General features: G+C 43.1%; 14 protein-coding genes. 10 read left to right on the top strand and 4 right to left on the bottom strand.

Going from position 1 to position 23,225, the window contains the following annotated elements:
- Nucleotides 1–150 precede the first annotated feature (150 nt).
- Both G500_RS0113920 and G500_RS0113915 read right to left on the bottom strand, forming a co-directional pair.
- A complete protein-coding gene (locus tag G500_RS0113920) occupies nucleotides 151–1,179 on the bottom strand; it encodes a 2Fe-2S iron-sulfur cluster-binding protein (protein ID WP_027002999.1) in 1,029 nt (342 codons plus the stop codon).
- A gap of 232 nt (nucleotides 1,180–1,411) precedes the next feature.
- Nucleotides 1,412–1,924: a DUF4920 domain-containing protein gene (locus G500_RS0113915; RefSeq protein ID WP_051203629.1), complete on the bottom strand. Its 513-nt coding sequence runs from the start codon at nucleotides 1,922–1,924 to the stop codon at nucleotides 1,412–1,414.
- A 436-nt stretch (nucleotides 1,925–2,360) separates the two neighbouring features.
- Between G500_RS0113915 and hemF the strand changes: the two genes are divergently transcribed.
- Complete coding sequence (gene hemF / locus G500_RS0113910) at nucleotides 2,361–3,302, top strand: oxygen-dependent coproporphyrinogen oxidase (RefSeq protein ID WP_027002997.1); 942 nt, start codon at nucleotides 2,361–2,363, stop codon at nucleotides 3,300–3,302.
- A gap of 592 nt (nucleotides 3,303–3,894) precedes the next feature.
- Nucleotides 3,895–4,686, top strand: coding sequence for an alpha/beta fold hydrolase (locus G500_RS0113900; protein ID WP_027002995.1), 792 nt, complete (start codon nucleotides 3,895–3,897; stop codon nucleotides 4,684–4,686).
- A gap of 37 nt (nucleotides 4,687–4,723) precedes the next feature.
- Here the strand turns inward: G500_RS0113900 and G500_RS0113895 are convergent, their stop codons facing one another.
- Both G500_RS0113895 and G500_RS26485 read right to left on the bottom strand, forming a co-directional pair.
- Nucleotides 4,724–6,856, bottom strand: a complete 2,133-nt coding sequence (locus tag G500_RS0113895; RefSeq protein WP_154657164.1) for a 7TM diverse intracellular signaling domain-containing protein — start codon at nucleotides 6,854–6,856, stop codon at nucleotides 4,724–4,726.
- 294 nt (nucleotides 6,857–7,150) lie between these two features.
- Nucleotides 7,151–12,817, bottom strand: a complete 5,667-nt coding sequence (locus G500_RS26485; RefSeq protein ID WP_051203627.1) for a DUF7948 domain-containing protein — start codon at nucleotides 12,815–12,817, stop codon at nucleotides 7,151–7,153.
- A 338-nt stretch (nucleotides 12,818–13,155) separates the two neighbouring features.
- On the opposite strand from G500_RS26485, the gene G500_RS0113875 reads away from it, so the two are divergent.
- The 8 genes from G500_RS0113875 (at nucleotide 13,156) to G500_RS0113830 (ending at nucleotide 22,978) form a co-directional block, all read left to right on the top strand.
- Entirely contained in the window at nucleotides 13,156–16,371 is a 3,216-nt protein-coding gene (locus tag G500_RS0113875) for a type ISP restriction/modification enzyme (RefSeq protein ID WP_027002993.1), read from the top strand.
- Nucleotides 16,372–16,652: 281 nt separating this feature from the next.
- Nucleotides 16,653–17,456: a hypothetical protein gene (locus G500_RS0113865; RefSeq protein ID WP_027002992.1), complete on the top strand. Its 804-nt coding sequence runs from the start codon at nucleotides 16,653–16,655 to the stop codon at nucleotides 17,454–17,456.
- A 3-nt stretch (nucleotides 17,457–17,459) separates the two neighbouring features.
- On the top strand, nucleotides 17,460–18,164 hold the full coding sequence (gene darT / locus G500_RS0113860; RefSeq protein ID WP_051203625.1) for a type II toxin-antitoxin system toxin DNA ADP-ribosyl transferase DarT: 705 nt from the start codon (nucleotides 17,460–17,462) through the stop codon (nucleotides 18,162–18,164).
- 4 nt (nucleotides 18,165–18,168) lie between these two features.
- Entirely contained in the window at nucleotides 18,169–19,212 is a 1,044-nt protein-coding gene (gene darG, locus G500_RS0113855; protein ID WP_027002990.1) for a type II toxin-antitoxin system antitoxin DNA ADP-ribosyl glycohydrolase DarG, read from the top strand.
- Nucleotides 19,213–19,384: 172 nt separating this feature from the next.
- Nucleotides 19,385–20,365 carry an AAA family ATPase gene (locus tag G500_RS0113845; protein ID WP_027002989.1) on the top strand — a complete coding sequence of 327 codons (981 nt, stop codon included), beginning with the start codon at nucleotides 19,385–19,387 and terminating at the stop codon, nucleotides 20,363–20,365.
- A 107-nt stretch (nucleotides 20,366–20,472) separates the two neighbouring features.
- A complete protein-coding gene (locus G500_RS23555; RefSeq protein ID WP_051203624.1) occupies nucleotides 20,473–21,297 on the top strand; it encodes a lysophospholipid acyltransferase family protein in 825 nt (274 codons plus the stop codon).
- A 203-nt stretch (nucleotides 21,298–21,500) separates the two neighbouring features.
- On the top strand, nucleotides 21,501–22,064 hold the full coding sequence (locus G500_RS0113835) for a SiaB family protein kinase (protein WP_154657163.1): 564 nt from the start codon (nucleotides 21,501–21,503) through the stop codon (nucleotides 22,062–22,064).
- A gap of 11 nt (nucleotides 22,065–22,075) precedes the next feature.
- Complete coding sequence (locus G500_RS0113830; protein ID WP_027002987.1) at nucleotides 22,076–22,978, top strand: DUF2167 domain-containing protein; 903 nt, start codon at nucleotides 22,076–22,078, stop codon at nucleotides 22,976–22,978.
- Nucleotides 22,979–23,225 lie beyond the last annotated feature (247 nt).

Raw genomic sequence — 23,225 nt, 5'->3', positions numbered from 1 at the left:
TTTAAAATCTTGCATTTTTGGCTTTTTCACAAAATAAAATTTGGCTTAAACCCTAAGGGTATTGAAGACCCTTAGGGTTTGGGGCATAGGACAAGGCAATGCTTTGTCCCTACATTCGACCTAATTTTTAGAATTTAACGCTTTTTCCCCTTATGCGTCCATATCAATCACAACGCCCTCACTTACAGGGTGCGATTGGCAGGTCAGGACATAGCCTGCTGCAATTTCTTCGTCAGAAAGGGCTTCATTGGTATCCATTTTCACCTTTCCACTCACGCACTTGCCACGACAAGCCGTACAAAGTCCGCTTTGGCAAGAATAAGGCATATCGATTCCTGCGTCTAAGGCTGCATCTAAGATACTTTTATTAGAAGGCACTTCTAAATGGTGGTCTGTACCGCTCAATTTAATCTGAACCGCATCACTGCCCGTTGCCTTTTCTTCCGAAGGCACAGGCGCAAAGAAGTTTTCTTTGAAGATTTCGGTAATGCCTGCCTTCTCCAATTCGCCCTCGATGGCTTGCATCAAGGCTTGGGGACCGCAGAGATAGGCTTCCTTTCTCAAATCTTGGGGCAGGTCAGCCAAAAGGCGTTGTAGGGTTTCGCTTGTAAGCCTGCCCATTTGGTCGGCGGCAGGGTCTTGGCTAATAAAGTGGTGAATTTGAAGCCTATCGCCATGTTTTTGCGCCCAAAAGTCGAGCTGCTTTTTGAAAATAATATCTGCCTGATTTTTAGAGCTATAAAAAAGATGCACAAAGCTATTACGCTCAAAAGACAACACCGTTTTGAGCATCGACATAAGAGGCGTAATGCCGCTTCCGCCTGCAAAGAGCAAATACCTTTGGCTGCGGCTGCTATTGGGAACGAGGGTAAAATTTCCCATTGGCTCCATAATTTCCATCTTCATGCCTTCTTTTACTTGGTCGTTGAGCCAATTCGAGACGATACCCGAAGGCACACGCTTGACCGTTACGGCTAAGGCATCATCTAAATTAGGTGCAGACGAGAGGGAATAAGAGCGACGGTATTTTTTGCCATTTTCCTCTACGGTAAGGGTGAGGAACTGCCCCGCTTGGTAGCTTATTTTCTTGAATAGCGGTTGTTTGAAGTGAATACTGATGGTATCGGCAGTTTCACGCACGACTTCCTTTACCTTCAAAGTATGATATTTAATAGCCATGAAATTACGTTTAAAGTGTTGGTAAATGGTTTCGGCTGCAAAAATACGTACAAATTCTTTTACAAAACCTAAGCCCTATCATTGTGCAAAAACTTAGCGGCTGTCTTTTGGGGCGTTTCAATAAGTGTGATACGGATATGATAGAAACAAGAGCCTTACGCGAAGTTAGATTGAGATAAAAGGCTGCTTTCAGACCCAAAATCTGGTCGGAAGGCAGCCTTTGAAAAAGCCCTTATTTCAAAATCACGCCATGCGCCAAAAACGTGTATTTGGTCTGTGGCTCTGTGATTTTTTCAATCTCTTCTGCCGTCTTGCCTGCATCTTCGGCATAGTGGCGCAAAGTTTCTACCGAAATGGTTTCTTTCCTGACCACTCCGTCCATAATAATTTGGCGACTTTCAGAATCTAAGGGTACAAAAAAGCCGTAATCTTTGAATTTGACCAGCATATCTTCGCCCTGCCCCAATTCTACGCGCAACCAACAGCCTTTTTTGGTACAACACTCGGCAATCGTACCCTTCACCTTGACATTTGCCGAATCTTTGCCCGACAAAATAGTAGGCACTTGGGAAGCCGCTACTGCACCTTTGGCAGAGATTTTTTCACCGTAATATTCTGTTTTGCCTTTCTTCTTCTCTTTTTTGCCCTTCTCTTGGGCTTGCAAAGGTGCGGCTACTGCCCAAAAAGCAAACATCAGAAAGGTTATAGAAAGGAATCGTGTGATTTGGATTTTGAAATTTTGCATAATAAATAAATTGCAGTTTAAAGATTTTGAAAACAACCCTAAAAACAAGCCCAAGATAGGGAATTTTTGAGTCAAAACAAAGGTGTGCGAAGTTCCACTTTCACCGTAAAACTATTTGACAAGCCATAAGGTAAATCAAAGGCAACTTCAAGGACTTTACTTGCTGCTGCAAAAGTAGCGTTTTTTTAGAAAATGCCCTATCCGAAGTTTTTGTAGCGGCGGCTTCTCAAAAGTCTAATTTTTTTCGATAAAATTTCGAAAAGATGACATGTATCAGATTTTGTGTGGCTGCAATTCCCTTACTTTGCATCAAGAAACGAAACAAAGCGCGAAAAAGCATAGCGCAAAACAACCAAAAGCCTTGTTTTCAGTTTCTAAAAAAGGTAGGCAGATACTTGTTTCCAAATCTTATTTCGAAACCCAAACGCTAAAAAATATGAACACACAAGCACCCACTTTTAAAAACGAAGCCGCCCTTTGGTTTGAAGGCTTGCAAACGCGCATCTGTGATGCGATTGCGGCAGCAGACGGCAAGGCTACCTTCGGTGTAGATGCTTGGCAGCGCGAAGGCGGCGGCGGCGGCAAAACGCGCATCTTGCAAGATGGTGCTATTTTAGAAAAAGCAGGCGTTGGCTTTTCCGCTGTTTGGGGCAAAGCACCCGAAAAGATGTTACAAGCCCTACATTTAGAGCCTGCCGATTTTTTTGCCTCTGGCGTTTCTATCGTCATGCACCCACGCAGTCCGCGCGTGCCTATCATACACATGAACGTGCGCTATTTTGAGATGTCCAACGGCGTGTATTGGTTTGGCGGCGGTATAGACCTCACGCCTCACTACATTGCACCCGAAGATGCCATTTGGTTTCACGAGCAATTAGCGCAGGTCTGCAATCGTTTTGATATAGGTTATTATCCAAAATTTAAAAATTGGGCGGACGACTACTTTTTCCTCAAACACCGCAACGAAACGCGCGGAATCGGCGGCATTTTCTTCGACCACCTCAAAGAAGATGCAACCCACAGCAAGACGCAAATTTGGGAATTTGTCCAAGCCGTAGGCGAGGCTTTCGCGCCCATTTATAGCCATTTGATGCTCAAAAACAAGGACTTGCCTTTTGGCGAAAAGGAAAAGCATTGGCAGATGGTACGCAGAGGCAGATATGTAGAATTTAACTTGGTCTATGACAAGGGTACAAAATTTGGCTTGGATACCAACGGCAGAACCGAGTCTATTTTGATGAGCATGCCTCCTATGGCGCAGTGGCTCTACAACTATCAGCCCGAAGACGACGCAGAAGCCCAAAATACGCTTTCGCTACTCAAAAAGGGCGTGAATTGGTTGGAAAGGGATACCAAAAAAAGCCATTCTTTGGTCTAAATTGGGTCTAAATTGAGTCTAATTTGGGTCTAATTTGGGTTTAAATTTTAGGTCTGAAACAAAAAAACACAGAGGCAACCGCGCCTTTCTAACGATACTACCTAAGCAGAACACTTCAACAAAAAGACCTACAAGTCTTTCACCGTCAGAAAGTTGGACTTGCAGGTCTGGACGATAGTCTCAACAAACGCTAATGCAACCTTAGTGAGTTTGGGGTTTAATTTCTCACTAAACTGCTCGATTATAGGATTGGTTTGGGTCAAGCATTAGCTCAACCAAAAAAACGCATCACTGGTAGTGGTGTGTTTTTTTTTATTTTTGGGCGTTATTACAACGGTCAGAAGGTCAAAAAACGGGGTTTTGTGCTTGGTGCAAACCTGCTGAACCCCCACCCTGCCCTCCCCCCATAGGGGAGGGTTCGAAAACCAAATCATTTTTTTTGCATAAATGCAAAAAAAATGATTCCGAATCAAAGCCCCGCCATAATAGGGGCGGGGTTTGGGTGGGGTGCATTTAAGGCTTTTATCGTTGTAACAACGCCTATTTTTGCCTACCTTTATAGAAGCGCAAGCGAAAATATCGCCACTAAAATATGAAAAATCTAAGTGCAAACCAAATCTTACCTTTTACTTTTTTTAAATCTTCTCAACAAAAAGCAAAAAAGTACCTCATCTTCTTCGGTGGCTTGGGGCAGCAAGCCGCTCACCTCAAACTCCAAACGCGCTACCCCGATAGGCACTTGCTTATCTTTACGCCTCATTTTTACGAAGTGGGAAAGGTTTTGGAAAAAAGAGAAATTCAACTTTGTCTTTCAAACTTATTTGACTTGTATCAAATTCAAACCTTCACCCTGCTGGGCTACTCTTTGGGCAGCCGTTTGGCAATGGAAGTAGCCCTGCTTTTTCCCGAAAAGGTAGAAAAACTGACTCTGCTCGCTCCCGACGGCATCTTGCCCAATTTTTGGTATCGCGCCGCTACCTCTTTTTGGGGCAGCCCTCTTTTCCAAATCTTTTTGAAATTAGAGCGAAACAAGCATTTTTTTTCAAAACTTATTCTTTCAGGGTTAGATTTTTCCAAAAAATTAGGCGGCAAGTTTTTGCTGTTCAGAGAAGTTTTGTTTTTCCTACAATCTGAAAAAAAGACGCAAGAACTTGAAAATCAATGGCTTTTATATGCAAAAATTGAGGCGCGAGAGAATAGAAAACAATTATTTCCTGCCTCAAAAAATAAGGCGGCTTGGCAGGGCTTCGAAACCGAACTTATCGTAGCCGAAAGCGACGCACTTTTATTTGTAAAAAAATTTAAAAAGTGGCAAAAAAAACGCCCTTATATCCAACTCAAAATCATAAAAGCGAGCCATTTGGGGCTTTGGAAGCAGTTTTAAAAAGGCAAAAACTTTTATCCAACGGCTATTGAAGTTTTTATTTGGGCGCAATTTTCAAACCTACAATACAAACGTCATCAGTCTGTTTTTCGTCGCCTTTCCAATCTTCAAAAGTAGTCGCTAAGATGTCTTTTTGCTCGGATAAAGGCTTCTGTTCAATTTCGACAAGGAGCTTTTTCAGATTTCTGGTCATAAATTTTTTGTTGTCTGCGCCGCCAAATTGGTCTTGAAAACCATCTGAAAGAAGATAGAAAGTAGTTTCGGTTTCTATCTTTATTTCATGCCTTTGATAACTAAAATTTTGTAACGTTTTGCCGCCAATGGGCTTTTTGCTCGCCTTTATTTCTTTTAGCTCCTGATTCTGAACGTAATAGAGCGGATTCATTGCCCCCGAATAAGTAACTACCTGCTGGGCTGCCTTTTGTTCTATTTTGATAATGGCAATGTCCATGCCGTCTGCCACTTTGCTCTCTGCCTGCGAAAGGGTCTTTTCTAATAAAAACTGCATTTTATTGAGTATCAGGTCTGGCTCGTAAATGTGCAGGTCATGCACGATTTGGTTTAAGATGTTGTTGCCAATCATGGTCATGAAAGCACCCGAAACGCCATGTCCTGTGCAGTCGGCTACCGCCAAAATTTTGCAGTTTTCTTTTTGAGCAAACCAATAAAAATCGCCCGAAACGATGTCTTTGGGTTTGAAAAAGACAAAGCCATTGAGCTGTGTCTGCAAATCGGCTTCTTTGGGGAGTATCGCATTTTGGATACGAAGCGCGTAGGTAATGGAAGCGGTGATGTTTTCGTTTTTCTTCTCAATCTCGCTCTTTTGGGCTTCTACCACTTGCAGGGTGTACATTAGCTCATCGGCTTGCTGCCTGATTTCTTCTTCGGAAGCAATTAGCTCCTCATTTTTTTCGTAAATTTCTTTGGTGCGCTGCTTTACTTTTTCTTCGAGTTCTTCTTTTGCGCTTTCAGTAACAAGGAGGGCTTGCTTTTGCGCTTCCTCTTTTTCCTTTTTAAACATACGGTAGCGGTCGCTCAAAGCCAAAGAGAGCAAGACCACTTCCAAAGCCGAACCAACTTCGGCTAAGTGGCGATAAATGCCCGTAGCAGGTAGCACACCCGAATTGGAAAGCGTAATGATAAGTCCGCCTACGATATAAAACGACCATGCCAGTACAAAAAAACGCGCTGCCTGATTGCCTTTGTACCAAACCCAAATGCCGACCGCAAGCAAAAGCGGCGTATGAAGGCTCACGACTTTATTGCTCCAACCCGAAGTAGTGTCGTAAAAGACATGCAAAATAGAAATACCCGCCAAAAGCATCATCAGACGAAAAATCTTGACAAAAATAGGCGCGTATTTTTTCGTGTTTAAAAATTCATTGGCAAAAAGCACCGTCGTAATGACGATAAGCCCGATAAAAACTTTGGCAAAATAGGCATTGACTTTCGGATAATCGTAAAACAAAAACTGACCTGTGTAGCCGCTGATGCTCGAAAAAATAGCCAAAGTGGAAACGATTGTGAAGGTATAATATAGGTAGCTCCTATCGCGCAAAGAAATCCAGATGGCAAGATTGTAGAGTAGCATCACGATAAGCGTACCGAAGTAGATACCATAAAGCAAATCGGCTCTGCGCTGCTCTGCCTGCAAAGTTTCGGGGCGTTTGATAGAAAAAGGCAAGCCAATAGGTGCAGCACTCCATACGCGCACATAAAAAGTAGCCTTCTGCCCCTTTTCCAAACCCAAAGGATAGGCAAGGCTTGGATAATCCAACGGACGATTTTGAAAAGGCAGCGTATAGCCTGCGCGGTATTTGAGCTGCCAAATGCCCTTTGCATCTTGGGCATAAAGCTCTACGGTATCGCTAAAAACCCAATTATAGTGCAAGACCCAATCGGTATGCGAACTTTGATTTTCTACCTCGAAGCGCACCCAAATAGGCACTTTTACATAGCCCAAACTCGGCACTGCTACCTGATTAGGCGCGAAAGGCTTTTGTGCCACAGCCTCTACTTTTTGTAAAAAGGCAGAATCTGGATACAAATAAAATTCGCCTGCTTCAAAATCTCTGCTTGTCTGCTCTTGTGTCAGGACAATAGATTGCGCATCGAGCCAATGAAAATTGGACAATAGCAATAAAATAAGGTAAATTTTTTTTTGAAGCATATAAAAGGAGAATAAGCCCAACGGCGATAGCGCAACTGCACACAAATATACAAAAAAATTAAACCCTTGCAAACGCTAAGACGCGCCTACAAAGGTTTAAAGTTGTGTTTTGCAAGGACAAAGGCAGTGCTGTTAAGTGCTGTGAAAAGTCTTGTTTTATTACCGTTTTTTCAAATTTGAAGCAAAATAAAATTTGGACTTAAACCCTAAGGGTCTTCAAGACCCTTAGGGTTTGGGGCATAGGACAAGGCAGTGCCTTATCCCTACACAAGACGGCGTTTCAATTTTGCGGCACTATTTCAATACGTGCAGCCAACCCTTACAAGTATTGCCATCGGGCGAGGTGAGCAGATAGTAGTACATCGCGCTTTTTTCTACTTCGCTACCCCAATCGTTTTGATAGTCGTCGGATTCATAAACCAGTTTGCCCCAACGGTCGTAGATGGCTAATTTCCAACCGCTACGCCCTTTGTTGATGACAAAATTCTCATTTCTGCCATCACCATTTGGCGAGATGACATTGGGCGGCAAAAAGTTATCAACGGCAACGCGCACCGATTGACTCTCATCACAAACGCCATTGCTGCCACTGACCGTTATTTCAAATTCGCCACTTTCATTATAGACATACTCGGTAAGGTCGCGCGTGCGAAGGGTATCGCCATTGCCCATGTCCCAAATAAAGGCATCTAAACCTGCATTTCGGCTCACAATCTTAACTTCGGAAGGCTTGCCACAGTCCGAAGAGATAAGCACCTCGAAATCAATGACAATCTTAGGCACTACCGTAACGGTTACTAAGCTATCTACAAAGCAGCCGCCGTCTTTGTTGGCAATGCGGACGGTGTAGGTAGTAGTTTCGGTAGGGTTAGCCAAAGGATTGGCAATAGTGGGGTCGGAAAGCCCTGCGGCAGGCTGCCAAAGGTAAATTTCGCCCCCCGTAGCGGCTAACTGTGCCGTATCGCCATTGCAGATAGAAAGGTTATCAGAAATGCTTACATTTTGGATAAAATCGTCAAAAGAGTCGATGAAAATATCGAGCGGAATTTTGAGCGAGTCTTCGCAAAGGCTATTTGCCACACGCAGGGTAATGACATATCGCCCTTCTTCATCATAGGAAAAAGGCGGCGGATTTTCAGCCGTCGAGGTATCGCCATTGCCAAAATCCCAAAAATAGGAAGTTGCGCCTACGGAATTGTTGGTTATCACGACAATAGGCAACCTATCGCAACGCTCCGTAATTTCTACCGAAAAATCTACCGTTAGTTCGGGTAGCACCGTTACCGTTACGGTCTGTTCTACCACACAACCGCTTGCACCTGTAATGCGGACGGTGTAAGTCGTGGTTTGGTCGGGACTTGCCGTTGGATTTGCAATATTGGTAGCACTCAATCCTTCGGCAGGCGACCATTCATAGCTCACGCCACCGCGTGCGCCCAAAGCCACACTTTGCCCTTTACATATCGTTATGTCGGGTACGATACTGTATTCGTTATTAAAGATGGTGATTTCTTTCTTTAAAGAATCGACACAATTATCATTACTTACAATCAAAGTAACAGTATAAGTGCCAGGGCGCGTGTAGGTGTAAGTAGGCGGATTTGCACCGTTGAAGGTAGTGCCATTGCCAAAATTCCAAAGAAAATTCGTCGCGCCTACGGAATTATTTTGCACCGTAACAGAAGGATTGTTGTCGCAGGGGTCGGAAAGAGTCAGGGTAAAATCCGCCTCTATTTCGGGGAACACTTCCACTGTAACGGTGGTATCTTTTTCACAACCATCACGCCCTAAGATGCGCACCGAATAAGTCGTCGTTTGGGTAGGGCTTGCGATAGGATTTGAAACGTTGGGGTCGGAAAGCCCTGTGGCAGGAGTCCAGATATAGGACGAACCGCCGTCGGCTTGCAGTTGGACACTCTGCCCTACACAAAGTTTTTGGTTAGGCGAAATGTTGAAGCCTGTGGGCGTTACGGTGATGGTTCTTTCGGTAGAATCGGCGCAGTTTTCGTTCCAAGCACGCAGGGTGATGGTATAAGTGCCGCCTTGTGGCAAGGTGTAGGTGGGAGGATTTGGCGAAGTAGAAGTTTGTCCGTTGCCCAAATCCCAAAGGAAGTTGGTTGCGCCAACGCTCTGATTGACCAGCGTCAGGGTAGGCACTTGGTCGCAATCGCCCTGATAATTGACCTCAAAATCTGCCAAAATTTCGGGGAACACTTCTACCGTTACGGTGGTATCAAACCTACAATTATTCAGACCAATAATCGTAACCGAATACGTCGTCGTTTCGGTAGGGGTAGCCGTCGGGGTAGCGATATTGGGGTTGGAAAGCCCTGCGGCAGGTGTCCATTCATAGCTCACGCCTCCACTTGCAAAAAGGCTCACTTGCTGCCCTGCACAGACGGCAGGCGGCACTTGCACATCGAAGCCGCTTTCGGTAATATTTACCGTCTTGGAAAGGGTGCGTTGGCAATCGCCCTGCCCTACGGTCAGGGTAATGGTATAAGTGCCAACCTCGTCATAGCTAAAATTTATCGGATTGGCTTGTGTAGAAGTAATGCCATTTCCGAAGTCCCAAAGATGCGTAGTTGCGCCTACCGAATTATTCAAAATCTGCACAATCGTAGGTTCGCCACAGACGGCAATCAGTTCGACATCAAAATCGGGGATAAGTTCAGGGCTTACCGTTACGGTAATTTGGCGTTCTTCCACACAGCCGCTATTGCCTGTAATGCTGACGGTATAAGTAGTCGTAACCAAAGGCGAGGCTATCGGATTGGCGATATTCGGATTGGAAAGCCCAAAGGCAGGAGTCCATTGGTAGGCAGTGCCGCCTGTGGCAGAGAGCTGCACACTTTCGCCATAACAGATGCTTGCGTTGTCGCTGGTGGTGAAATTATTGGGCAGAATCGTAATCGTTTCAGAAACGGTTTTGGTTTGGTTACAATTCGTATTCGTTACCGTTAGGGTGATGGTATAAGTGCCTTGTGCATTGTATTGGAAAGGCGGCGGATTTTGTGCCGTCGAGGTTTGTCCGTTTCCAAAGTCCCAAAGGTAGGAATTGGCATTTTGGGTATTATTCACAATTTGAACCGTAGGGAACTCATCACAAGGATTGAGGAAATTGATGTCAAAATCGGGTTCTATTTCGGGCAAAACCGTAACCGTTACGGAAAGGGTATCGGTACAGCCGCCTGCATTTCGTACCGAAACCGAATAAGTCGTCGTCTGTTCGGGCGAGGCTATCGGATTGGCGATAGTAGGGTTAGAAAGTCCTGTGGTAGGAAACCATTGGTAGGAAGTAGAGCCAGAGGCTTGAAGCTGCACACTTTCGCCCTTACAAATGGTTTCTGCGTCGGATACGTCGAAATTGGCTTCAAAGACTTCGATGTCCATCGAAACGGTTTCTTCTTGGTCGCAAAGGGCAGGGTTTCGCGCCGTCAGCGTTACGGTATAGGTGCCGGGCTGTGTGAAGGTAAAGGTAGGATTGGTAGCGGTAGAAGTACCCAAACCTGCAAAGTCCCAAGTAAAGCTCGAAGCGTTTTGACTCTGATTGATAAAATTGACGGTAAAAGGCGTACAGCCCTGTGCAGGCGAGGGGTTTGTGGTAAAGGCTGCCACAAGTTGCCCCAAATTGACCTTAAAGGCGGCATTGTTGCAATTATTGGAATTGTTGGTACTTGACCAAACACCGGGCGTAGTAGGGAAATTGCTCCCTCCGCAGGCACAAACCGAGTGATAAATCGTACCCGTTTGCTTATCAAAACGACAAGTGCCGCCATCTACGTGGTCGCCTCTGCCACCAAAGTCGCCAAAATAAGAGGCAAAGATGAGGTTAAAGGCTTCGGTACTCAAAATCATCATATAAAAATCCGAGCCGTCGGTTTGGGTGCGAAAAGCGTCTGTACTTGTCGGCATATTTTGCGTGCTGCTTGCGCCGCCATAGCCGGGTAGGTTGTTGATATCGCCCCCCCAACCTGCCAAATAAATATTGCCACAACTGTTTATCATAAAAGCCGTAGGCGAAATATCAGGCGTGAGCCTGCCCGAACCCACGACTGTACTCCAAATAGAGCCTGTCAAATCGGGGCGAAAACGCTGAATAAAAATACCACTACCAGGGTTTCCGTATCGGTTTGGCGAGATAGGATAAGGTCCGCGCGTCTGACCCAAAATGTAAGGGTTGTTGTTTTCGTCTAAATCTACAAAGTAGGCTTGGTTGTAAAATTGCGTTCCTACAAAGGTCGCATTTTGTAACACGCCCGAATTTGCATCATAACGCGCCAAAAAACCATCAGTAACGCCTGCATTTATCGTTTGGAAGGCATTGGCAGAGGCGGGGAAAAATTCCACGCTGGTTGTTCCGCCTGCTACATAAAGGTTTCCATTCGAGCCTGCTTTCAAAGAATAAGCTGCATCTACGCCATTGCCCCCAATATAGGTACTCCAAAGCAAATTATTTAAGTTGGGGCTAAATTTGGCTACAATGCCCATCTGATTGCCGCGAAAAGTTGTTTGGGAAGCGTTTTGCAGTGGAAAATTGTTAGAGCGCGTCATCGAGGCGATATAGATATTGCCTTGTGCATCGAGGGCTACTTCGCCCCTAAATTCGTCGCCGTAGTTGTAACAAAGTGCTTCGCCCAAGACGTTCTGACCGTCATTATTTGAACCCCCAAAAAAAGTCGAACCCAAGAGATTACTACCCGAAGCATTGAGTTTGGCTATAAAAATATCCGTACCCTGCTGAAAGGCATAGACGTTCATCTGTTGGGAAGGCACGCCGCCATTGAAAGAGTTGTCGTAACTCGAAGGCAGGGCGGGAAAGTTGTTAGAGCCTGTCGTACCTAAGATAACAAGCTGATTGCTATTATCCACAATCAAACTATGCGGCACTTCGGGCAAAGCTCCACCAAGATAAGTGGCATAGAGTAGGGCAGTGCCTGTGGGATTGAATTTCAAGATGCTAACATCGGCTACACCCGAAAAATTGAGCGAAAAAGCACCGGGCGTAGTAGGGAAACCAGCCCCAAAAGCCGTTCCCCCTGCATAGAGATTGCCTGCTGCGTCGTGTGTGGCGGTAGTTCCCCAGTTGTCGGCAAAAGAGCCAGAAAAGGTAGAAAAGACCAAGACAGGGTCTATGATTAAATCATAATTTTTATCGTATCCTTTCGGAAATTCGAAGCTCACCAGATTGCCGCGCTTCAAAACAAAACGCGAAGGCACTTCTACTTCTTTTCCTGCTATAATTTGATAGGAATAAGGCTTTAATTCCGTAACCTTTCCTACCGAAGTGGTGATGACCAAATTACCTTCTTCGAGGGCGAGTTTGTCGGCATGTTGGTAGTGCATCTGTATTTGGTCGGGATTGCCTTTGGGCTTGACAATAAAATCGTATTTGAGTTGCCAATTTTTCAGATACAAAGTCAAATCTATGTACGGATAAAGTGCCTGATAGCCGATTTGGTCGTAAGCAGCCGCCTCTGTTCCCCATTTGGCGGGGTCGTCGCCCAAAAAGTAGTGGTAGGCAGTCGGGTGTTTTTCGCCCGTTTTGAGGATAGGATTGGCATTTGCCCCTACAAAGCGCACCAAAAAGGAATGGGCGCGAATCTGTTGAGCTTCGGCTTTTTCGGCTGCCCCCCCATGCGAGAGCTGATGCACCCTATCGAGGTCTTCGGCACTATAAAACGAATATTGCAAGGCGTTTTCCCTTATAAAGAGAAAGCCCGACGGCAATTCGGCACGATACAAAACGCCCTGCTCCCATTGTTTTTTGTTTTCGATAAAACGCAAGGGCTGTGCCTCTTTGTGGGGCGCACGCAGGGGCGCGAAGGGTTCGCCTGCCACAAGAGGCGCGTCTGTATGTGAGTGGTCATGGTCATGGTCGTGAAGGTGAGCCGTATTTTGCGCAGCAAGGGCAAAGCAGGCAAGCCAACAGAGGAGCGTAAAAAAGTAGGTATTTTTCATTTTATCAAAATGGGCTTAGTAAAATGTTTTCCAAACAAAAAGGACTTTCAGATTGCCTTGCGTTTGAAAGGGCAGAGTCGGTTAGGCGTTCAAGATTTTACAAATATAAGCGATTTCATTGTCTTTCCAAACGTTTCAAACCTATGAGATGCTGCAAAGGTTATAAAAAATCAAAACACCTAAATCCTAAATCTTTTGTAAAAGCGGACAAGGCAGACCTTGTCCCTACATTTGCATTATAGGGGCGGGGTGCATTTTTAGCCTTTTCCAACAAAGCATTTTTTTTATTATATTTGCCTTCTTATTTTTCATAACCCTAAATCTTTGCCTTAGTTTCTATGTCTATCCAAAAAATAAACGAGTATTACAGAAAAGTGGCGGAAATTCCTGCCTTTGGCGGCAAAAAGAAAGAGTCTTCTATCAGACGTTACTTTGCAGATTTGCTCTCTTTTTATGCCGAAAACAAAAAGTTGAGGCTCATAGACGAGTTTGCGATTAAAAACACCAGTCGGATAGCAGATGGCGGCTTAGTGGCGGAAGGGCATTTTGTCGTCGGCTATTGGGAGGCGAAAGATTTGGGCGATAAGTTGGAAAAAGAAATTGAAAAGAAGATAAAAGACGGCTACCCTACTTTTAATATCCTTTTCGAGGATTCGAATACTGCCGTTTTGTACCAAGACGACCAAAGGGAAACCTGCGATATGCTTGATGCCAAAGCCCTGCATACCATTATTACCAAGTTTGTCAATTACGAAAGCCAAGAGGCGCGAAGTTTTAAAGAGGCACTTTCTAAATTTACGCAAGACGTTCCCGAAATTATACAAGTTTTGCAAAATATGATGCAAAATTTGGAGAAAAACAATGAAACTGAATTTATACAAAAAAGGAAAAATTTTCACGAACTTTGTAAAGTTTGTATCAATCCGCATATTTTATTGGGTGATATAAACGAAATGATTATCCAACATATCCTGACCGAAGATATTTTTAAAAATGTCTTTGCCGATACCCAATTTCATGAAGAAAACAACATTGCACAGTCTTTAATTGCCATAGAAAAAACCTTTTTTATAGGCGAATTTAAAAGGGAAATTGTACAAAAAATGCGCCCTTATTACGAGGTCATCAAAGACCATGCTTCGGGGCTGCATACGCATGTGGAAAAGCAAAACTTTTTAAAGTATTTGTATGAAGAATTTTACAAGGCGTACAACCCCAAAAACGCCGATAAGTTGGGTATTGTCTATACGCCTTCCGAAGTGGTCAATTTTATGATTAAGGCTACCGATTTTTTATTAGAAAAACATTTTGATAAAAGTTTGATTGATGAAAATGTGCATATTTTAGACCCTGCCACAGGAACAGGCACTTTTATCACCGATTTATTGGAGTATTTGCCTGCCCTTGATGTAGAAAAGTTTAAGAAAAAGTATAAAAACGAAATTCATGCCAACGAAGTGGCGATTCTGCCCTATTATATCGCCTATCTAAACATCGAATATACCTACCAAAGGAAAGTCGGCACGTATCATACCTTCGATAACCTTTGTTGGGTAGATACCCTCGACAATGTAGAAGTCTTGAAATATGCAGGAAAACAGACGGGCATGTTTGGAAATTTAGCCGAAAATGCGCAGCGCATCAAGGCGCAAAACGACCACAAAATTTCCGTTATTATCGGAAATCCGCCCTATAATGCCAACCAACAAAACGAAAACGACAACAATAAAAATAGAGAATATAAGGAATTAGACAAACGAATTAAAGATACTTTTATTAAAGAAAGTACCGCACAAAAAACAAAACTATACGATATGTACGCCCGTTTTTACCGCTGGGCAATGGATAGAATTGATAAAAATGGGGTAATTGCCTTTATTACCAACCGCAGTTTTATAGATAGTCGTACTTTCGACGGTTTTAGAAAAATTGTGCAGCGTGAATTTGATGAAATTTATATTTTAGATACGAAATCAGACGTAAGGCAAAATCCAAAAATTGCAGGCACAACGCATAATATTTTTGGCATACAAGCAGGCGTGGCAATCATGTTTTTGATTAAAAAAGAAACAAATGCAGAAAAGAAAGCTAAAATATTCTATTACACGCTCACCGACGAAATGCGAAAAGAGGAAAAATTGGATTGGCTAAGGGCTAATGATTTTGAAAAAATCCCTTTTGAAAGGATAAGACCCGACGAAAAAGGAAATTGGCTCAATATAAGCAAAAGCGATTTTGAGGAGTTAATACCTGTTTGTAACAAAGAAGGAAAATTAGGAAAAGAAGGAGAAAATACGATTTTTGAGTTATATTCTCTTGGTGTTGTAACAAGTCGTGATGATTGGAGCTACGATTTTGACAAAAAGCAATTAGAAGCCAAAGCGAAGTTTTTTATTGATTTCTTTCATCAAGAGAAAGAACGTTGGAAACAGTCTGATAAAACACAATCAAGCAACGATTTTGTGAATAGAAATATTAAATGGACTTCCGAATTAGAGGCTCATTTGGTAAAATTTGCAGAATTGGAAGAAGAATTAGCCTATTTGCAAAGCCTGCCACCGAATGGGAAAAGAGAGAAAATACGCAAAATGAAAGAAGTTTTACAAAAGTATTTGAATTTCAAGTACAATCGTAAAAATATTACTACTTCTCTTTATCGTCCTTTTGTCAAAAAGTATTTCTATTTTGATAAGATTTATACGCATAGAATTTATCAGAATAGCAAAATATTTGGTTTTAAAAATCAATTTGAAAATAAAGTAATTGGTTTTAGATGTGTTAGTGCTGAACAGTTAGTTGTTTTAGGAGCTAATAAAGTATTTGATTTAAGTTATTTAAAAATGGGCAATGGAGGTACGCAATGCCTTCCTCTTTACCGCTATGAAAATGGGGAAAGAAAGGAAAACATCACCGATTGGGCATTGGCGTTGTTTCAAAAGGAATATAAAGACGAGAAAATCAGCAAGTTAGCTATTTTTCACTACGTCTATGCCGTATTGCACAAGCCCGCCTATCGTAAAAAATACGAGATAGATTTGAAGCGCGATTTTCCGCGAATCCCCCTTTATGAAAACTTTTGGCAGTGGGCACATTGGGGCGAAAAGTTGATGGAGCTGCATTTGCATTATGAAACGCTGCCCCTTGATAAAGTGGCAAAAGTAAATCGCAAACCTTTGGAAACACTTTTGCCGAAGCGCAAAAAGACCGAAACAGATATTTTCGATAATAATAAAATAGCATTAGAAGACCAAAAATTACTACAAAAAATCAAACCCGACATCAAACTTCGCGTAAAAGACGGCGTAATAGAAATAGACGAGCTAACGAGCATTTCAAACATTGCGCCCGAAGTTTGGGAATACAAGTTGGGCAATCGGACGGCAGTGGAGTGGGTTTTGAATCAATACAAGCCCTCGAAAAGTCGTGATGAGAGTATCGCCGCGCATTTCGATACCTACGATTTCTTTGCCTACAAGGAAGAAGTTATCGAATTGCTATTAAAGGTAATTTATCTAAGTGTGGAAACGGTGCGGCTTGTGCGGAGTTTGGAGTAGTTCTAAATTCTAAGCCTTTTTTCAAATTAGAAACGAAATAAAATTTGGGCTAAATCCTTTTTTTGTTTCAATTTTGCCCTGCGGACAAGGCATGCCTTGTCCCTACACCTGCACTTTTGTAGGGACAACGCACCGCGTTGTCCAAACCATGTTTTTCAATCACGTATATTTTCGTAGAAAAAACCTACCCCATTATCCAAACTATATCCAAATAAAACAACAAATTTTTTCAATCTTGCCAAGCGGACAAGGCATTGCCTTGTCCCTACATTTGAATCTACATGTTACAAAAACTGCCCTTTAAAAAGATAAAGTCCCTTCTTATCGAGATAGCCGAGCGCGAGTTGGTGAATAATGTAGGCGAAAATATAGCGGCTTACAGTTTTCCCAATCCTGCGACGCTATGTTTTTTGGCAAAACTTATCTGCCGCCGTCAGCCCTTTGGTTTGGTGCTGCTCAATAAAGTAGGCAGTTATGAAATTAGGTATGAATCAGGACTTATTTTGCACCAAAAAAATAAAGTTTGGTATTTAGGAAATTATCAGCCCAATCGCAAGCGGCATTTTTCTAATTTCAAACACTTTTTCCCTTCTCTTTTGCGCCGTCTGCCCCTTTATTTTACGTTGGGAAAAGAGATTGCACTAATAGAATACAGTCCGCACGAGGCGGTTTTTCCTTCGGTTTTGGAGGCAGTAACAAATTGGAATCATCAATTTTTATACGATTATCATTCGGATTTTGTAAATCTTATCGCCACTTTTGCCAACACAGGCATCAAACTGCAAATTATCATAGAAGACACAGCAGGCGATTTTTATATAACGACTTCACGCATCTGGGTTCGCAGTGCCTTTCCCCAAATTAGGGTCTTTTTTGAAAATACCAACTTCAATGCCCGTCAGCCCGATTTTATCCGAAGCGGCAATTATTTGGGCATAGAAAATAGAATCATACAAATTAAATACAAAAACAAAATTTTATATTCTAAACCAGCTTTTACGACAAAAGAAAAAACATACAGAAAAAATCATATCTGGAACTTGATAGCGCGTTTTCATCAAGATTTGGGCAAGGCAGAACCTTAAAAAATGTTTTGGCTACAAAATTTGGCAATTTCGTCGGGATTTGGTAGCTTGCAAAGTGGTTTTCTGACGTTAGACCTACCTAAAATGCCAAATCTGGATAAAAAGTATTTGTTTAGAATGACCCATATAGAGAATATTCCGCATATTCTCCAAAATGGCATTACCCATTCAACCTCGACGCAGTCGAATCCTGATTTTGTCCCTATCGGTGATAAACGTTTGATTGTGCGACGAAACCTTACGTTATTAGAAAATGGCAGACGTTTAGGGGACTACGTTCCTTTTTACTTTGGCTATCGCATGCCAATGCTCTATGTCATTCAAAAAGGCTTTAATGGAATAGAAGCTATCCCCGTAGGCGATATTGTTTATTGTGTAACTACCATTCAAGAAATTATCAATTTGAACTTAGATTTTATCTTTACAGATGGGCATGCTGTGGATAAATTCAGTTCGCAATACACAAGGGCAGACATAGGAAATATTGAGATGCTTATAGACTACGCCGCCATTCGAGCCAAATATTGGCAGGACGAACAAGATTTGGACAAAAAGCGTAGGAAAGAAGCCGAATTTTTAATCTTGGGTGACCTTCCTCCAAAAGCAGTTTTGGGATATGTTGTCTATAACACAAAAGCCTGCGAAAAAATGATAGGCTTTGGCGCGTCAGCCGATAAAGTCGTTGTAAAACCAGAATATTATTTTTAAAAATATGATACACTATAAAACAGGAAACTTATTAGAAAGCGAAGCAGAGGCGTTGGTCAATACCGTTAATCTTGTCGGGGTGATGGGCAAGGGAATTGCTTTGCAGTTTAAAAAAATGTTTCCTAATAATTTTAAAAAATATGCACAAGTTTGTAAAAACAAAGAACTTCGTATTGGTCAATTATTAGTTACAAAAGATAAATCTTTGCTATCAGGCGAGAAAATCATCATCAACTTTCCCACCAAAACGCATTGGCGACTCCCCTCCGAATATCCTTACATAGAAGCAGGGCTGGCGGCACTTGTCAAGACAATAGAAGAAAGTAGTATCAAGTCTATTGCCATTCCACCGCTTGGGGCGGGACAGGGCGGTTTAGAATGGAAAAATATAAAGCAATTATTAGAAAAATATTTAGGCGACCTAAATTGTGAAATTTACATCTATCAGCCTCAAACCCAAATAGTTGAAGCCCTCGAAAAAGAGCGCGTCAGCCTAACCCCTGCAAGAGCCATGTTGCTCGCCGTTCTGCACGATTTGGTTCATCAGGGCGAATTTGTATCAGAATTTGCGGCAGAAAAAGTTGCTTATTTTTTGCAAAGATTTGGGGCAGCAGAAGTCTTTAAACTCGACTTTAAGCCTAATTTTTATGGTCCTTATTCGGGCAAAGTAAGACATGTTTTGCACTATCTCAATGGGAGTTATCTTGTAGGATATAGCTCGAAAGACAAAAAACCTTTTGAAACCTTAGAACTTATTGCCGAAACAGAAAGGGAAATAATTGCCTTTTTAGACGACCCTGCACAATCAAAAAATAAACTTATTGTAGAAAACACAAAACTATTTCTGGCGGGCTTTTATTCAGCCTTCGGTTTGGAACTGCTTTCTACCATAGACTTTATTAGGTTGGAAAAAAAGGTAGATACCGAAGAAGCCATCAAAAGAGAATTAGAAAATTGGAGCGACCGAAAAAAAACACTATTCAATAACCCCAAATTTATTCAAATTGGCTTAAACCACCTCAAATCACAGTCGCTGCCCTGCTCATAAGGCGCATCTCTTTGGCGTTGGCTATAAGAGTTGTTAAAAATTTGGAAAGCCCACTTTTTTTTCGCATCTTGCCCCTTGTTTTGCAAAAAAGCCACAAAGCAGGCACTTGTGCCGCTTCCCCTTATCGTCATTAGACACAATTATTTATATTCACCCCAAATCTGTCCCCTTGATGGAACAAGCTGCTGATATTCAGGAATTACAACTCAAAATCCAACGTGTGTATCGGGAAGTCGGAAAGGTAGTTGTAGGGCAAGACCAGATGGTCAATCGCCTTCTTATCGGACTTTTTACCAACGGACACGTGCTTTTGGAAGGTGTCCCCGGCTTGGCAAAGACCCTGACGGTCAATACCTTATCTACCGTCTTAGCACTTCAATTTCAGAGGATTCAATTTACGCCTGACCTTCTTCCTGCCGACGTTATCGGTACGATGATTTACAACCAAAGCCGCGGCGAATTTGAAGTCAAGAAGGGTCCCATTTTTTCAAATCTTATCTTAGCAGATGAAATCAACCGTTCCCCTGCCAAGGTGCAGTCGGCACTTTTAGAAGCCATGCAAGAGCGTCAGGTTACGATTGGCGAGCAGACCTACAAATTAGACAAGCCCTTTTTGGTATTAGCGACCCAAAACCCTGTCGAGCAGGAGGGAACTTACCCGCTACCCGAAGCGCAAGTGGATAGATTTATGATGAAGGTCTATGTTTCCTATCCTGCCAAAAGTGCAGAATTAGAGATTATGCGCCGCATGTCGAATCTGGACTACAAAGGGGGCGTAGAGCCTGTGTTGAGCAAAGCCGAAATTAGTGCCATTGCAGGTGCTATCAATGATGTCAAAATCAATCCTTCTTTGGAGGAATACATCATCGAGCTTATCTTTGCTACCCGCTTCCCCCAAGATTACGGTCTGAAAGAGGAAGCGCGTTATATCCAATTTGGGGTTTCGCCACGTGCCAGCATTGCCCTCAATCGTGCGGCGAAGGCAGTCGCTTTCATGGACGGACGCGATTTTGTCTTACCCGAAGACATCAAAAGTATCGTTCCCGATGTCTTTAATCATAGAATTATCCTCAACTTCGAAGCCGAAGCCGAAGGCATTACCTCGCGCAATATCATCGATACGATGCTCAAAAAAGTGGCTATCAACAAATAAAAACAACGTGCATAGGGGCAGTATAGTTAAATTCTAAAAAGTCTATTTGGTTAGGATTCGATACTGCCTCTCTCTCTTTAAGCCCTTTTCTGTCAAACGTTTTGCCATTGCTCCCCTTTTTCTATGATGCTGCTATGATGCTCGAAAATCAGTCTTTCCCTTCGCCAAGCCCTGTTTCGGCACGCAATCGCCTCTTAGGTTGGCTCTTTACGCCACTCTTTGCCACTGCCTTTTTTGGGGTCTTGTTGCTCAATCACCTCTGTCAGGTTGTTGCCTTTCGCTTTTTTGGCTATCAAGCACACAAAAAAACCGTCGATTGGCTTTGTATTTGGCTTTTGGGCGCACTTCGCTGTATCGGAAGCAAAGTTCGCTACCACAACTTAGCAGGCAAGCTACCCACCGACCGACCGCTAATTTTGGTAAGCAACCATCAAGGCATGTACGACATTCCTGCCATTGGCTGGTTCTTTCGCCACCATCACCCCAAATACGTAACCAAAAAAGAGCTATCTAAGGGCATCCCTGCCATTTCCTTTAATGTACGCAACGGCGGCTCGGCGGTCATAGACCGCAACAATCGCCTACAAGCCCTTACTGCCTTGAAAGAATTTGCCATCTATTTGGGCAAAAATAAATACGCAGGCTGCATCTTCCCCGAAGGCACACGCTCACGCGATGGCTCTATGCGTGCCTTCAAGCCCGCAGGTTTGGCAATGATGCTCAAATACATGCCCGACGCGCTAATCGTGCCTATCGCTTTGGAAAATTTCTGGCAAATCGAGCGTTTCAAATTCAAACCCGTTCCGTTTGCGATGCCGCTTTCGGTTACGATTCTGCCCTTTATCGAGCCAAACGGCAAGAATGAAACGCAAATTATAGAGCTTTGTCAGGAGGCGATTCAAAAACAACTTGGCGCACTGGTCTTGGCATAAACGCCCAACTTTCAAGCCCTAAAAACGGTCTAAGAAGCGAAAACGCAATTTTTTTCGCTTCTTTTTCTTTTTCGCCTTCTTTTTTTTGGCGAAATCTAAAAAAAAACTTATTTTTAGCCTTTAATATCCAAACGGGGAAAAGTACAAACTTTTTGCCCTCCTCTTTTTCGTTTCCCTACCCAATCCACACACTTCGCAAACAAATGGACTTCGCACTCGATTTATACGAATACCACCAATGCCTACAAAAAGACGGAGTCTGGGCTATTTTCAAAGGTGCTATTTCGCAGGAACTTTTAGCCGACATCGCAGAGGGTTTTAAAGAGCGTACCCAAATCCCCGAAGCGGTGAAAAACAAGGTCTTTGCCGTTTTTATAGAAGTGGCACAGAATATCTACCACCACTCTGCCGAAAAGCAGATGGCAGAGGGGCAAACAATCGGAGCAAGAATCGTGATGATAACACAAAGTGCCGACTCTTTTATGGTTTCTGGTGGAAATTGGGTTACGAAAGCACAAAAGGAAAAACTCGAACAACGCACTGCCTACATCAATCACCTCGATAAGGAAGCCTTAGCCGAATATTATCGACAGGAGCGCAAGTTTGCCAAAGGCAAAACACAGGGCGCACACGTAGGACTTATCGATATGGTCAGACGTTCAGGCAATCCCTTAGCGGTACGCTTCGAGGAATCCCCTTCGGGTCTATACTTTTTTAGCATTTCAGTTCGAATAGAAAAAGAGTGGAAAAAAGTAGTGCCTAATTAATCTTTTCTTTTATGAAACGCTTTTATTTTTTCAACTTCTCTTTTGTTTTTTTTTCAACTTTGTTTTGTATCCACTTCGTTTTAGCAACCCCTATCACGCAGCTTTGGCAGGTAGGTACGATTAGCTTGGCAGAGGGCGCAGGCAGGTTGCAAGTACCGCGTGGCTATCATTTCATTGATTTTCAGCAAGATAGCACACAAGCAACGCACTATCAGCCCTATTGGGCTTCGATGGGTGCGCTGGGCATTTTAGAGCGCAATGCAGACGATTCTACACACAGCTACCGCATCTTTTTGCACTATCGCCCTATCGGGCATGTCAATTTGGCAGAGATGGAAAAATTAGAGGCGCAAGATTGGCTTGCCATTTTACAAGATGATTTAAAAGAAAAGCAAAAAAATATCGCGCCCCTACCCCTACCAAAACACGCACCACAGGAAGACTCCCTTGAAAAGGCAGCAATTTTGGGCTGGTGGCTTCGTCCTACATACGAAGGACAGACCTACCGTATTCTTTGGGCGGAGCGTTTGCACTACCAAGATTCCTTGTTTTTGCGCTATCAGGTGCGACTTTTGGGCAGATATGGCACGCTCGATTTGCAGGTCATTGCTCCTTCGGAAAGCCTTGCCTTTGTGCGCTCGGAATTAGATAAACTCTGTTATGCGATACAGTTCAATGAGGGCTATCGCTATCAAGATTTCGACCCTGCTATGGATAAAATCGCCGCCGCAGGCGCAGCGGGTGTCTTTGCAAGCAAATACCTTACGAAGGCGGGCATTTTTTCATTCTCCTTCAAATGGTTGCGCTGGTTTTTTCTGATAGTAGTCGCCTTGCGCAATATCAAGGCTAATTGGCTCAAACAGAAAAATCTTATCCGATTCGAAACGCTTGACAAGATTTTGAAAAAGATTTAGCCTTATTTAAAAAGCTATTTGAATTGAAAAGGCTTCGTCTGCGACCAAGCCTAACATTTGGGCGGTTTTTTGGGTATCGAAACAATACAAACAACAGAAGGGGATACACCTAATAAACTTACAGTTCTTTACTCAATTTGCGAATCTCCTCGATGGATAGTTTCGTGAGTTCGGCGGTCATTTCTATAGAAAGTCCTCTTTTTAAACAAGAGATTGCTAATTCACGACGGGCTTCGAGCTTGCCTTT

The organism is Hugenholtzia roseola DSM 9546, assembly GCF_000422585.1.
Taxonomy (GTDB): Bacteria; Bacteroidota; Bacteroidia; order Cytophagales; family Bernardetiaceae; genus Hugenholtzia; species Hugenholtzia roseola.
The sequence above is the reverse complement of the archived record's forward strand: the minus strand, read 5'-3'. Positions and strand labels throughout refer to the sequence as shown.